The organism is Cellulomonas sp. CW35, from assembly GCF_052378485.1.
GTDB lineage: Bacteria > Actinomycetota > Actinomycetes > Actinomycetales > Cellulomonadaceae > Cellulomonas > Cellulomonas uda.
In genome coordinates, this window is record NZ_CP199000.1 from 2,107,324 (window position 1) to 2,121,110 (window position 13,787).

Here is a 13,787-nt window from a genome sequence, read left to right on the forward strand (position 1 = left end):
GCCGGTCGCGACGTCACGACCCGCGGCGTCGGACGCGGGCGCGGGACGGGCGGCCGCGGCGGCCGGGACGGGCTCATGACGCGTCCCGCTCCCTGGCGGCGAGGTGCTCGAGGATCTCCGGGCCGAGCGTCGTGACGTCGCCCGCACCGACCGTCAGCAGCAGGTCACCGGGACGTGCCGCGTCCGCGACCGCGCGCGCCGCGGCGTGCCGGTCCGGGACGAAGCTCGCCTTGCCGGGCGTCGGCACCCGGTCGACGACGAGCGCGCCCGACACGTCCGGGTCCGGGTCCTCGCGCGAGGCGTAGACGTCGGTCACGACGACGAGGTCCGCGAGGTCGAACGCCGCCCCGAACTCGGTCGCGAACGTGCGCGTCCGCGAGTACAGGTGCGGCTGGAACAGCGCGAGCACCCGGCCCGCGCCGGCGACGGCCCGCGCGGTGCGCAGCAGCGCCGCGACCTCGGTGGGGTGGTGCGCGTAGTCGTCGACGACGCGCACGCCCCCGACGGTGCCCCGGTCCTCGAACCGTCGCCCCGTCCCCCGGAACGCGCCGAGCGCGTGCGCGGCGTCGGGCCCGGGCACGCCGAGGCGCACGAGCACGGCCCACGCGGCAGCCGCGTTCAGCGCGTTGTGCGTGCCGGGCACCGCGAGCGTGACCGTGGTCGCGCCCGTCGCGTCACGCGGCGTGACGTCGAACGTCCAGCGTGCGTCCTCCTGCGCGACGAGCTCGCCGACACGCACGTCCGCGTCGGCGGACCGGCCGTAGGTCAGCACGTCGACCCCCCGGGACGCGAGGTCGTCGGTCACGCGAGCGACGAGCCGGCGCGAGCCGTCGTCGTCGGCGCACGCGACGAGCAGCCCGCCGGGGCGCACCCGCGCGGCGAACGCGACGAACGCGTCCTCGAACGCCTCGCGCGTGCCGTAGTGGTCGAGGTGGTCGGGCTCGACGTTGGTCACGACCGACACGAGCGGCGCGTACGCGAGGAACGAGCCGTCGGACTCGTCGGCCTCCGCGACGAACGCCGCACCGGCGCCGTCGTGCCCGCCGCCCACCGGGCCCGCCTCGGTCAGGACGGTCCCGCCGATCGCGAACGACGGGTCCGCGCCGACCGCGAGGAGAGCCGTCGCGACCATCGCCGACGTCGTCGTCTTGCCGTGCGCGCCCGCGACCGCGACTCCGTCACGGTCGGCCATGAGGGACGCGAGCGCCTGCGAGCGGTGCAGGACCCGCAGCCCCGCGGCGCGCGCGGCGGCCAGCTCGGGGTTGGTCTCGCGCACGGCGGAGGACACGACGAGCGTGTCGACGTCGGCGACGAGCGCCGCGTCGTGGCCCACGTGCACGTCCACGCCCGCGGCACGCAGGCCGGGCAGGGCGGGTCCGTCGGCCGCGTCCGAGCCGCTGACGGCGAGCCCCCGTGCGGCGAGCAGCAGCGCGACCGCGGACATCCCCGCGCCACCGACGCCCACGAGGTGGACCCGTCCGAGGTCGCCGACCGGGACCGGCGCCGCCTGCTCGGGCGCGGTCACGCGGCACCGCCGTCGACCAGCTGCGCCTCGACGAGGTCGACCACCCGGCCCGCGGCGTCGGGCACGCCGACCGACGCGGCCGCCGCGGCCATGCGCCGGCGCGCCTGCGCGGACCCCGGTCCGACGAGCAGCGCGGGCAGGTGCGCGGTGATCCACGCGGCGTCCAGCTCGTCGTCGGCCACGAGGAGCGCCCCGCCCGCCGCGACCACGGGGCCCGCGTTGCGCCGCTGCTCGCCGTTGCCGATCGGGAGCGGCACGTACACCGCGGGCAGGCCGAGGGCCGCCACCTCGCACACCGTCCCGGCACCCGAGCGCGCGAGGACCACGTCCGCGCACGCGAGCGCCAGGTGCATCTCGTCGAGGTACTCGAGCACGTGGTACCGCGCGACCTGCTCGGCCGTGAGACCACCCTCCCGCGCGAGCGCGTCCCGCGCCGCGACGACGGGCCCGGACTTGTCGCGGCCCGTGAGGTGCAGCACCTGCACGCCCGCCGCGAGCAGGTCGCCGGCGGCGGACGCGACCGCCGCGTTGATGCTCGCCGCACCGAGCGAGCCGCCGGTGACCAGCAGCGTCGGGAGGTCCGGGTCGAGCCCGAGCGCACCCGCCGCGCTGCGCCGCGCGGCCGTCGCGTCCGCCGCACGGTCGGCGACCAGCGCCGCGACGGGCGCGCGCAGCGGGAGCCCCGTGACCACGGCACCCGGCAGCGACGTGCCCGGGAACGTGACCGCGACCGCACGGGCCCACCGCGCGCCCAGCCGGTTCGCGAGGCCCGGACGCGCGTTCTGCTCGTGCACCACGACGGGGACGCCGCGCCTGCGGGCCGCGAGGTACGCGGGCGTCGCGACGTAGCCGCCGAACCCGACCACCACCTGCGCGTCGTTCTCGTCGATCGCGCGACCGGCCGCGGCGATCGCCGCGCGCAGCCGTCCCGGCAGCCGGAGCAGGTCGAGCGACGGCCGCCGGGGCAGCGGCACGCGCGGCACCACCGCGAGCGGCAGACCCGCGGCGGGCACGAGGCGCGCCTCGAGCCCCTCCGCCGTGCCGAGCGCCGTCACGGTCGCCCCGGGGTGCCGGCGGCGCAGCTCGTCGGCCACCGCGACCAGCGGGTTGACGTGACCGGCGGTGCCGCCGCCCGCCAGGAGAACGGACACGGGGCGTGCGTCAGGCACGTCCACCACCTCTCGACGTCGTGGAAGATGCGGCCGTGCGCGACCGGTCGGGGCGCGCGGGGCCCCGGCCGAGCCCGACGACCGCGAGCGAGCGTCGCACGGCGCCCGCGCGCGCCGCGAGCGCGTCCGCCGCCCCGGGCTCGTCGCGCGCGAACGCGATGACGACGCCGAGCGCCGCGAGCGTCATGATGAGCGCCGAGCCGCCCGCCGACACGAGCGGGAGCGGCACGCCGATGACGGGCGCGAGGCCGATGACGACGGCGATGTTGACGAATGCCTGGCCGACGATCCACGCGAGGACCGCGCCGGTGGCGACCTTGACGAACGGGTCGGGGTGGCGGCTGATGACGCGGATCATCGCGAACGCCAGCAGGCCGAACAGGCCGAGCACGATGAGCGTGCCCACCAGGCCCAGCTCCTCGCCGAGGATCGCGAAGATGAAGTCGTTGTGGGCCGCGGGCAGGTACGACCACTTCTCGCGGCTCTGCCCGAGCCCCAGCCCGCCGATCCCGCCGCTCGCCAACCCCCAGCTGCCGTGCAGCGTCTGGTAGCAGTCGGCCGACGCCGAGCACTCGTCGCCCCCGAGCCAGCTGCCGATGCGCTGCATGCGGTTCGGGCTGAGCAGGACGAGCGCCGCCACGGCGGCCCCGGCGAGCGCACCCGCCACCGCGAACATGCGCAGCGGCACGCCCGCGACGAACATCGCGCCCGCGACCAGGACGCACAGCACGAGCGCGGTACCCAGGTCGTGCCCCAGCAGGACCGCGCCGATCGCGAGCCCCGCGACCGGGACGGCCGGGACGAACACGTGCTTCCACTGCTCGAGGTACGGCTGCTTGCGCGCGAGCACGGCACCGAGCCACAGCGCGAGCGCGAGCTTGATCGTCTCCGACGGCTGGGCGGTGATGCCGCCGGGCAGTCGCACCCAGTTGGTGTTCCCGCCCGCGCCGGTGCCCAGCCCGAGGAACACGAGCGACTGGAACGCGACCGCGGCACCCAGCGCCGGCCACGCGATCCGCTTGAAGAACCGCACGGGCAACCGCGACAGCACGATCGCGATCGGCAGCCCCACGAGCGCGAACTTCGCCTGGTCGAGGAACACGGCGTACGCGTTGCCGTTCTTGTCCAGGGACTCGACGCTCGAGCTCGACAGGACCATGACCAGGCCGATCACCAGGAGCAGCGCGCTCGCACCGATGAGCACGTAGTAGCTCGTGACGACGCTGTTCCAGTGGCCGAGCAGCGAACCGCGCGCGCGGGCGGACGCCGTCTCGGCGGCGGCGTCCTGCGGCACGGCGCTCACGCGCGTCCGCCCGCCCGCTCGCCTCCCTCGCCCACCGCCGCACGTGCGGCCGCGGCGAACGCGTCACCGCGCGCGGCGTACGAGGCGAACTGGTCCATGGACGCGCAGGCGGGCGCGAGCAGCACGGTCGTGCCGGTCGCTGGCCCGGGACGCACGAGGGTGCGCGCGGCGGTCACGGCGGAGGTCATCACGTCCCCAGTCTCACCGGGGACGATCTCGACCACGGGGACCTCGGGCGCGTGTCGGGCGAGCGCGTCACGCAGCGGCTCACGGTCCGCACCGATGAGGACGACTCCCGCGAGGCGGTCACGACGCGCGCGCACGAGGTCGTCGAACCGGGCGCCCTTGGCGAGCCCGCCCGCGACCCACACGACGCTCCCGGGCGGGAAAGCCCCGAGCGACGCGGCCGCGGCGTGCGCGTTCGTGGCCTTCGAGTCGTCGACGTAGCTGACGTCCACGGACCGGCCGTCGACCGTGAGCATCTGCCTGGCGACCGTCTCGATGCGGTGGTGACCGGGGGCGAACGAGCGCAGTCCCTCGCGCACGTGCGCGGGCTCGACGCCGTGCGCGAGCGCGAGCGCCGCGGCCGCGAGCGCGTCGGCGACGACGTGCGGCGGCACCGTGGCGTCGGGTCCGGCGAGCGCCGCGAGGTCGTCGAGCGTGCCGAGCTCGGCGGCGTGCGTGTGCCGCAGCCGCGCGAAGCCGCGGTCGACGAGCACGTCCTCGACGAGGCCGATCTGGCCCACGGCGGGCGTGCCGAGCGTGAACCCCACGGCGACCGCGCCGTCGACGACGTCCGCGTCCCGCACCATCTGCTCCGTGCGCGGGTCGGCGACGTTGTAGACGCACGCGAGCTGCGCGCGCTCGTAGACACGTGCCTTGTCGGCCGCGTACGCCTCGAGCGAGCCGTGCCAGTCGAGGTGGTCGGCCGCGACGTTGAGGACGGCGGCCGCCCGGGCGGACATGCTGTGCGTGTAGTGCAGCTGGAAGCTCGACAGCTCGACCGCGAGCACGTCGAGCGTCGGGTCCGTCACCGCGTGCACGATCGGCGTGCCGACGTTGCCGACCGCGAGCGCGTTGCGCCCCGCGGCCGTCAGGACCGACTCGAGCATCCCCACCGTCGTCGTCTTGCCGTTGGTGCCCGTGAGCGCGAGCCACGGTGCGGGTGCCCCGGACGGCCCGGGCACGCGCACCCGCCACGCGAGCTCGACCTCGCTCCACACCGGCGTCCCCTGGGCGGCGGCGGCCGCGAGCAGCGGGTGGTGCGGTGCGAGCCCGGGCGAGGTCACGACGAGGTCCGCGCGCGCGAGCCCACCGCCCGCGAGGTACTCGGCGCTCGAGACGGCCTCGTCGGACGCGTCGTCGACCGGCACGACGCGCGCGCCGCGCGCCGCGAGCACCTCCGCCGCCGCGCGCCCGGACACCCCCATGCCGGCGACGACGACGCGAGCGCCCTCGAGGTCGAGCGGGCGCCGCGCCGCGGCGTCGGGCCCTGCCTGGTCAGGTCCCTGCGTCACCTAGCCGGCCACCCACTCGCCGTAGAAGATCCCGACCCCGAGCGCGACGAACAGCCCGGCGATGATCCAGAACCGGATCACGATCGTGACCTCGCCCCAGCCGCCGAGCTCGAAGTGGTGGTGCAGCGGCGCCATCTTGAACACGCGCCGCCCGGTCATCTTGAAGAACCCGATCTGGATGACGTCGGACAGCACCTCGAGCACGAACAGGCCGCCGACGACCGCCGCGAGGATCTCGGTGCGCGTGAGGATCGACAGGCCCGCGAGCGCGCCGCCGAGCGCGAGGGAGCCGGTGTCGCCCATGAAGATCTTGGCGGGGCTCGCGTTCCACCACAGGAACCCGAAGCACGCACCGGTGATCGCCGCGGCGACGACCGCGAGCGCGAGCGGGTCGCGCGTCTCGTAGCAGCGCGGTCCCGCGGAGCCGAGGATCTGGCACGACTGGTTGAACTGCCACACGCAGATGACGACGTACGCGCCGAACACGATCAGCGAGACACCCGTGGCGAGACCGTCGAGACCGTCGGTGAGGTTCACCGCGTTGGACCACGCCGTGATGAGGAAGTTCGCCCAGATCACGAACAGGATCAGGCCGATCGTCGCGCCCGCGAACGCCAGGTCGATGCCCGTGTCGCGGATGAACGAGATCTTGGTCGACGCGGGCGTGCGGAACAGGTCGTTCGGGAACTGCAGCGCCGCGACGGCGAACGCGACCCCCACGAGCCCCTGGCCGACGATCTTCCACCGGGCCTTGAGGCCGAGGCTGCGCTGCCGGCTGATCTTGATGAAGTCGTCGAGGAAGCCGACGAGCCCGAGCCCCGTCATGAGGAACAGCACGAGGATCTCGGACACCGACGGCTCGGTGCCGGTGAGCAGCAGCGCGGCCGCCCAGCCGAGCAGCGTCGCGCCGATGATGACGACGCCGCCCATGGTCGGCGTGCCGCGCTTGGTGAAGTGCGCGGTCGGTCCGTCCTGGCGGATGAACTGCCCGTACTGCCGGCGCACGAGGAACCGGATGAACAGCGGCGTCCCGAGCAGCGCGACGAGCATCGCGACACCGCCCGAGATGAGGACGGCCCTCACGAGCCGCTCACCCCCGCCGGTTCGTCCGTCCCGGCCGTCGCGGCCGGGTCGGCCGTGAGGATGTCACCGAGCCGCCACAGGCCCGCGCCGTACGACGACTTCACGAGCACGACGTCGCCCGCGCGCAGCTCGTCGGCCAGGAACGCCGCTGCGGCGTCCACGTCGTCCGCGAGCGCGACCTCGTCCCCCCAGCTGCCCTCGTGGTTGGCGCCGTCGCGGATCGCCCGCGCGCCCTCGCCCACCACGACCGTCAGACCGATGTTGAGGCGCACCGCGAGCCGACCGATCGCGTCGTGCGCCTCGCGCGAGCCGTCACCGAGCTCGAGCATCTCGCCGAGCACGGCGATGGAGCGCCGGTCCCGGCCGGCGACGACCGCGAGCGCCTTGAGCGCGGCGCGCATCGAGTCGGGGTTGGCGTTGTACGAGTCGTCGATGACCGTCACGCCGTCGGCGCGGTCGACGACGTGCATGCGGTGCGGCGACAGCGCGTCCGCGCCGGACAGCCCGGTCGCGACCTCGTCGAGCGTCAGGCCGGCGGTGAGCGCCGCGGCCGCGGCCGCCAGCGCGTTGTGCACGTGGTGCTCCCCCACGAGCCGCAGCGCGACGTCCGCCTGCGCGCGCTCGGGCGTCCCGTCGCCGACGACGAGCGTGAAGCGCGCACGGCCCGCGCGGTCGACGCGCACGTCGGTGGCGCGCACCCAGGCACCCTGGGACTGGCCGAACGTCACGACCTCGCCGGGTGCGAGCGCGGCCATCGCGACGACGCGCGGGTCGTCCGCGTTGAGCACCGCGACACCCTCGGGCAGGAGCCCCTGGACGATCTCGGACTTCGCCCGTGCGACGTCCTCGATCCCGCCCCCGAACCCGCCGAGGTGCGCGTGCCCGACGACGAGCACCACGGCGACGTCCGGCGGCGCGATGCGGGTGAGGTACGTGAGGTGACCCGGGCCGGAGGCACCCATCTCGAGCACCAGGAAGCGCGTGCTCTCGTCGGCGCGCAGCACCGTCAGCGGCAGCCCGATCTCGTTGTTGAAGGACCGCACCGGTGCGACCGTCGGGCCGGCCGCGCCGCACAGCTGCGCGAGCAGGTCCTTCGTCGTCGTCTTGCCGACCGAGCCCGTGACGCCGACGACGCGCAGCCCGGAGCCGCCGGGCGCGAGCGCGGCCTCGCGCAGCTGCGCGAGCACGTCGCGCGCGAGGTCGCCCAGCGCGACCTCGACGTCGGGCACGACGACCGTCGGGAGCGCCGAGCCGTCCTCACCCGTGAGGGGACGCGCGGCCAGCACCGCGGCGGCGCCCGCCGCCACGGCCGCGGCCGCGAAGTCGTGACCGTCCACGTGCTCCCCGGGCAGCGCGACGAACAGCCCGCCCGGCTCGACGTCGCGCGAGTCCGTGACGACGGCGCCCGCCACCACCTGCGCGTGCGCGACGCCGTGCAACGTCCCGCCGGTCGCCTCCGCGATCTGCGCGGCGGTCAGCGCGATCACGCGGCACCGCCCGCGGCGGGCAGCGGCGGTGCGTCCGCCAGGCCGTCGGCGACGGCCTGCAGGTAGACGTCTCGGTCGTTGTACCGGTGGAACACTCCGGCGATCTCCTGGGTCGGTTCGTGGCCCTTGCCCGTGACGATCACGGTGTCCCCCTCGCCCGCGAGCGCGACGCCGAGGCGCAGCGCCTGGGCGCGTGGGGACACCTCGTGCACGTCCGCCAGGTCGGGCCGCACCTGACGCACGCCGGCCAGGATGGCGGCGCGGATCTCGCCCGGGTCCTCCGAGCGAGGGTTCTCGTCGGTCACGACGAGGACGTCGGCGAGCCGGGCGGCGATCTCGCCCATGATCGGGCGCTTGCCGCGGTCCCGGTCGCCGTCGGAGCCGAACACGATGACGAGCCGGCCGGGCGTGATCGGCCGCACGGCCTCGAGCGCGAGGACGAGCGCGTCGGGCGTGTGCGCGTAGTCGACGATGCCCAGGGGGCGGCCGGGCGCGCGCTCGATGACGCGCTCCATCCGGCCGGGCACGGCGTGCGCGCCGCCGACCGCGTCGATCGCCGTCGCCAGGTCGACGCCCGCCGCGTGGGCGAGCACGATCGCGAGCGCGGCGTTGGACACGTTGACGAGGCCCGGCAGCGGGCTCGCGGCCACGTGCTCGGTGCCGTCCGGGCCGCGCAGCGTGAACGTCGAGCCCACGCCGTCGAGCCCGACGTCGGCCGATACGACCGCCCAGTCCGCCTCCGCCGCCGCGGGGTCGCCCACGTGCGTGGCGAGGGACTCCACCGGGATCCGCGCCTCGCGCACGAGCCGACGGCCCCACTCGTCGTCGACCACGACGACGCCGCGACGCGCCTGACCCGGCTCGAACAGCCGCGCCTTGTCGCGGAAGTAGCCCTCCATGTCGCCGTGGAAGTCGAGGTGGTCGCGCTGCAGGTTCGTGAAGCCGACGACGTCGAACGTCGTGCCCGCGACGCGGTGCAGCGCGAGCGCGTGCGACGAGACCTCCATCGCGACGGCGGTCGCGCCGCGCTCGACGGCGAGCGCCAGGACGTGCTGCAGCACGGGGGCCTCGACCGTGGTGCGCGGGCTCTCGATCGCCTGCGACCCGATGCGCAGCTCGACCGTACCGAGCACGGCCGTGGTGGGGTGGACCGCCCGCAGCGCCGCGTCGACGAAGTAGGTCGTGGTCGTCTTGCCGTTGGTGCCCGTCACGCCCACCGTGCGCAGGTGCTGCGCGGGGTCCCCCGCGACGTGCGCGGCGAGCGGTCCGGCGAGCGCGCGCGGGTCGTCGGCGAGCAGGACGGGGACCCGCTGCGCGAGGTCCCCCAGCTCGGCCACGCCCGCGGCGTCGGTGACGACCGCCACGGCCCCGGCGTCGACGGCCTGCGCCGCGAACCGAGCCCCGTGCACGCGTGCGCCCGCCACGGCCACGAACAGCTCACCGGTGCCGACGTCGTCGGACGCCACGGTCACGCCGTGGACCGTGGTGCCCGCGATGTCCGCCCCGACGCTGACCAGCGAGAACGCGTCCACCAGAGCAGCGAGGGGGAGGTCGGCGGGACGCGTGGGTCGCATCCGTGCCGTCGAGGTCATGGGGAGGAATCTACCGTGGACACCGTCCCCCGACGCGCCGCCGGCCACCGCCGTGGCCGGGCTCACCACGTCGTGGGGAACAGCGTGGCCTTGGTCCCCGAGGGCGGGACGCCCAGCTCGCTCAGCGCGTACGCACCGATCTTGCTGAACACCGGCGCCGCGACGACGCTGCCGTACTCCGAGGTCCGCGGGTTGTGCAGGATCACGCTGATCGCGAGCCGCGGCTCGTCCGCGGGGACGACCCCGATGAACGACGCCGTGATGCCCTGCTTGCCGCCGTTGATCCAGTTCTGCGCCGTGCCGGTCTTCCCGGCCACGCGGTAGCCCGGGATCGACGCCGTCGAGCCGGTCCCCTCGTCGACGACCGACTCGAGCATCGTCATCACCGTCGCCGCGGTCTCCTGGGAGATGATGCGCGTGCGGGCTGCCTTCTTCGACGCGGTGAACGTCCCGTCGGGCGCGGTCCAGCCCTTGACGACGTGCGGCTGCACCCGGACCCCGTCGTTCGCGACGGTCGCCAGCACCTGCGTCGCCTGGATCGCGTTCACCGAGACGCCCTGCCCGAAGAGCACCACGTACGGCGTGCGCGCGTTGTTGCGGTCGCCGAACAGACCCGCGGACTCCCCCGCCAGGTCGATGCCCGTCCGGGAGCCGAACCCGAACCGCTCCAGCCACCGGTAGCGCTGGTCGACGGTCAGCTTGGAGCCGATCTGCACCGTGCCGGTGTTGGACGACTCGGCGAGCACGCCCGCGGTCGTCAGGTGCTGCGTCTCGTGCTCGTGCGAGTCCTTGAACGTCTGGCCGTTCTCGACCGTCAGCTGGTACGGCACGGTCCACCGGTCCGTCGGCGTGACGAGGCCCTCCTCGAGCACCGCCGCCATCGTGATGACCTTGCCCGTCGAGCCCGGCTCGAACACGTTGGAGACGGACGGTGCGAGCGAGCCGCCCGCCGAGTCGCCCGGCTTGTTCGGGTCCCGCGTGCCGGAGTCGGCGAGCGCGAGCACCTCGCCCGTGCGCACGTCCATCACGACGATCGTGCCGGAGTCGGAGCCGGTCGCGGCGACCTGCTCGTTGAGCAGGCTCTCCGCCTTCCACTGGATGTCGGAGTCGATCGTGAGGGTCGCGGAGTCTCCCTGCGTGGCCGGAGTGCCCTCGAAGTACCCGCCGGGGACCTGCTGGCCCTTGGCGCCGCGCTCGAACACCTCGGTCCCCGGCGTCCCCTTGAGACGGTCGTCGAGCGACGCCTCGAGCCCCTCCAGCCCCTGCCCGTTGGAGTTCACGAAGCCGATGATGTTCCCCGCGAGCGGACCGTTGGGATACACGCGGTCCGCGACCTTGTCCACGTTGATGCCCGGCAGCCGCATCGCGAAGATCTCGCGCGCCACCTGCGGGAGCACGCCCTTCTGGAGGTACTTGAAGCTCCGCGTGCCGACGAGCTCGCCCCCCAGCACCGCGGCGTCCGCCCCGAGCAGCGGCGCGAGCCGCTTCGCGACGCCCAGCGCGCCGTCCGGGTCGTCGGGCGCACCCTTGCCGCGGTACTCGCCCACCAGGCGCTGGTTCACCGAGATGTCGTACCGCTCCACGGACGTCGCGAGCGCGACGCCGTCCCGGTCCGTGATCTGCCCCCGTGCTCCGATGATCGAGATGGTCGACAGGCGCTCGTCGCGCGCCTGCTGGGCGACGGACGGCCCGCGGACCGCTTGCACGTACACCAGCCGTCCGGCGAACACGGCGACGACCAGGACGACCGCGACGGCGAGCACGACGAGGCGAGCCCGCCGCCCCGCGCGTCCGGGCCGCGGCGGCCGCGGGACCACGATCGGGGGGCTCGTCGCCCCCCTGCCCCGAGGCGCGGCGGCACCCGGACGCGCCCCCGCGCGGACGGTCTCGACCGTCTCGCGCGTGGGCTGACGCCCGGCGGGCGGCCGACGCGCCGTCGTGGAGCTCACGGAGCCACTGTGCCTGCTGGCGGTCCGGGCGCCCGGACCGCCACGCGGGGTACGGGAACCCGGCCGCGCGGAGACGTCCGTCATCAGCGCCCGCCGGCGGCGCCCTGCACCGTGCCGTCGGAGAGCCGGATCCAGCCCGTGCCCTCCGACGGGACCATCCCGAGCGCGCCCGCCGACTTCGCTAGCTCGGCCGGCGAGCCCTTCGCGTCGAGCGCCGCGGACAGGTCCTTGGCGTCCTGGTCGAGGCGACCCAGCTCGATCCCCAGGTCGTACTTCTCGTACGAGTTCTTCGCCATCTGCGTGTTGAGCAGCAGCGCACCGAGCAGCGCCGCGGCGAGGACGCCCATGCACACGAGCACGAACGGCACCCGCGTGCGGGCGTGCGACGGCGCGCGCACGAGCCGCAGGCGCGGCGCCGCCGGCTGACGTGCGGGGGCCGGCGCGGCGGTGGCGCCGTACGGGCGGGCCGGAGCGGGGTACGCGCGTGCTGCGCTGCTGGCGCTCATGCTGCCCTCCTCGGTGCGGGACGCAGGTGGTCCGGTGTGGTGCGAAGACGTTCTGCCGCGCGCAGCCGCACCGACTGCGAACGGGGGTTGCGGGCGAGCTCGGCCTCGTCGGCCTCCTCCGCTCCGCGGGTCACCAGCCGCAGGTACGGCTGGTGCGTGTCCGGGACCACCGGCAGGTCGGGTGGTGCGCTCACGCTCGCGCCGAGCGCGAACGTCTGCTTCACCATCCGGTCCTCGAGCGACTGGTACGCCTCGACGACGATCCGGCCGCCGACCGCGAGGGCCTCGACCGACTCGGGCAGCGCCCGCGCCAGCGCGTCGAGCTCGTGGTTGACCTCGATGCGCAGCGCCTGGAACGTGCGCTTGGCCGGGTGCCCGCCGGTCGCGCGGGCCGCCGCGGGGATCGCGGCGCGCACGAGGTCGACGAGCTCGTGCGTGCGTGCGAGCGGTGCCGTCGCGCGTGCCCGCACGATCGCCCGGGCGATCCGCGGGGCGAACCGCTCCTCGCCGTACGTGCGCAGCACGCGCGCCAGGTCGCGCTCGTCGTACGTGTTGAGGACGTCCGCGGCCGTCGGGCCGGTCGTGGCGTCCATGCGCATGTCGAGCGGCGCGTCCTGGGCGTAGGAGAAGCCGCGCTCGACCTCGTCCAGCTGCAGCGACGAGACGCCGAGGTCCATGAGCACGCCCTGCACCGCGGGGATCGACAGGTCCGCGAGCACGTCGCGGATCTCGTCGTACACCGCGTGCACGCCCGTGAACCGGTCGCCGAACGGCGCGAGCCGCTCGCTCGCGAGCGCGATCGCCTGCGGGTCCCGGTCGAGGCCGACGACCCGCACGTGCGGGAACCGGCGCAGCACGCCCTCGGTGTGCCCGCCCATGCCGAGCGTGGAGTCGACCATGACCGCGCCCTCGACCTCGAGCGCGGGGGCGAGCAGCTCCAGGCACCGCTCGAGCAGGACGGGCACGTGCCGCTCGGCCGCGCCGCGTGCGTCGGGGTTCGTCGGGGTGTCCACGTGCTCCTCCTCTCGTCGGTCGCGGGTGCGGGTGTGGTTGCGGTTGTGGGTGGGTGATGGTCGGGCGGCCCCTCCGCCGTCCGACCAGATCCCCCACCGGCCCTCTGCCGCGGGGAAGTGCGGCAGAGCGGTCGGGAGGAGATCTCGTCGGGCGGGAGCCGGGCACGTGCGGGACCGGTGGGTCACCACCGCCCTTGCGGGAAGACCTCCTCGGTCGCGTCGGCGTAGCCGGCCTCCTGCTCGGCGAGGTAGGTCTCCCAGGCCTGCAGGTCCCAGATCTCGACGCGCGTCCCGGCGCCGATCACGGCGACGTCGCGGTCGAGGCCCGCGTACTGGCGGAGCATCGGCGGGATCGACACGCGCCCCTGCTTGTCGGGCAGCTCGTCGTTCGCGCCGGACAGGAACACGCGCAGGTAGTCGCGGGCCTGCTTGCTCGTCACGGGCGCCTGCCGGAGCTGGTCGTGGTAGCGGCGGAACTCGTCGAGCGGCAGCAGGAACAGGCACCGCTCCTGACCCCGCGTCATGACCAGACCCTGTGCGAGCTGGGGCCGGAACTTGGCCGGGAGGATGAGCCGCCCCTTGTCGTCGAGACGCGGCGTGTAGGTGCCCAGGAAGGGCATGCCGGAGCCGAGGACGCCGACCG

Annotated in this window: 11 protein-coding genes; all 11 read right to left on the reverse strand. The window is 75.1% G+C overall.

The window, feature by feature from the left end:
• Positions 1-73 precede the first annotated feature (73 nt).
• Positions 74-1,525: a UDP-N-acetylmuramate--L-alanine ligase gene (gene murC / locus ACT17Q_RS09670; protein WP_444662125.1), complete on the reverse strand. Its 1,452-nt coding sequence runs from the start codon at positions 1,523-1,525 to the stop codon at positions 74-76.
• On the reverse strand, positions 1,522-2,676 hold the full coding sequence (locus ACT17Q_RS09675) for a UDP-N-acetylglucosamine--N-acetylmuramyl-(pentapeptide) pyrophosphoryl-undecaprenol N-acetylglucosamine transferase (RefSeq protein WP_444662127.1): 1,155 nt from the start codon (positions 2,674-2,676) through the stop codon (positions 1,522-1,524). The genes murC and ACT17Q_RS09675 overlap by 4 nt, the downstream gene beginning before the upstream one ends.
• Positions 2,677-2,686: 10 nt before the next feature.
• Positions 2,687-3,988: a putative lipid II flippase FtsW gene (gene ftsW / locus ACT17Q_RS09680; protein ID WP_444665382.1), complete on the reverse strand. Its 1,302-nt coding sequence runs from the start codon at positions 3,986-3,988 to the stop codon at positions 2,687-2,689.
• Between the two features lie 5 nt (positions 3,989-3,993).
• Entirely contained in the window at positions 3,994-5,427 is a 1,434-nt protein-coding gene (gene murD / locus ACT17Q_RS09685; RefSeq protein WP_444665383.1) for a UDP-N-acetylmuramoyl-L-alanine--D-glutamate ligase, read from the reverse strand.
• 87 nt (positions 5,428-5,514) lie between these two features.
• Entirely contained in the window at positions 5,515-6,597 is a 1,083-nt protein-coding gene (gene mraY, locus ACT17Q_RS09690) for a phospho-N-acetylmuramoyl-pentapeptide-transferase (protein WP_094179822.1), read from the reverse strand.
• The gene (locus ACT17Q_RS09695) at positions 6,594-8,084 is read right to left on the reverse strand and encodes a UDP-N-acetylmuramoyl-tripeptide--D-alanyl-D-alanine ligase (RefSeq protein WP_094179821.1); all 1,491 of its coding nucleotides are present in this window, start codon (positions 8,082-8,084) and stop codon (positions 6,594-6,596) included. The genes mraY and ACT17Q_RS09695 overlap by 4 nt, the downstream gene beginning before the upstream one ends.
• Positions 8,081-9,676: a UDP-N-acetylmuramoyl-L-alanyl-D-glutamate--2,6-diaminopimelate ligase gene (locus tag ACT17Q_RS09700; RefSeq protein WP_444662130.1), complete on the reverse strand. Its 1,596-nt coding sequence runs from the start codon at positions 9,674-9,676 to the stop codon at positions 8,081-8,083. The genes ACT17Q_RS09695 and ACT17Q_RS09700 overlap by 4 nt, the downstream gene beginning before the upstream one ends.
• Before the next feature lie 62 nt (positions 9,677-9,738).
• Complete coding sequence (locus ACT17Q_RS09705; protein WP_444662132.1) at positions 9,739-11,625, reverse strand: peptidoglycan D,D-transpeptidase FtsI family protein; 1,887 nt, start codon at positions 11,623-11,625, stop codon at positions 9,739-9,741.
• 83 nt (positions 11,626-11,708) lie between these two features.
• On the reverse strand, positions 11,709-12,131 hold the full coding sequence (locus ACT17Q_RS09710; RefSeq protein WP_094179819.1) for a hypothetical protein: 423 nt from the start codon (positions 12,129-12,131) through the stop codon (positions 11,709-11,711).
• Entirely contained in the window at positions 12,128-13,144 is a 1,017-nt protein-coding gene (gene rsmH / locus ACT17Q_RS09715; RefSeq protein ID WP_444662135.1) for a 16S rRNA (cytosine(1402)-N(4))-methyltransferase RsmH, read from the reverse strand. Before rsmH ends, ACT17Q_RS09710 begins: the two co-directional genes overlap by 4 nt.
• A gap of 182 nt (positions 13,145-13,326) precedes the next feature.
• A complete protein-coding gene (mraZ, locus tag ACT17Q_RS09720; protein ID WP_094182104.1) occupies positions 13,327-13,764 on the reverse strand; it encodes a division/cell wall cluster transcriptional repressor MraZ in 438 nt (145 codons plus the stop codon).
• Positions 13,765-13,787: the final 23 nt, after the last annotated feature.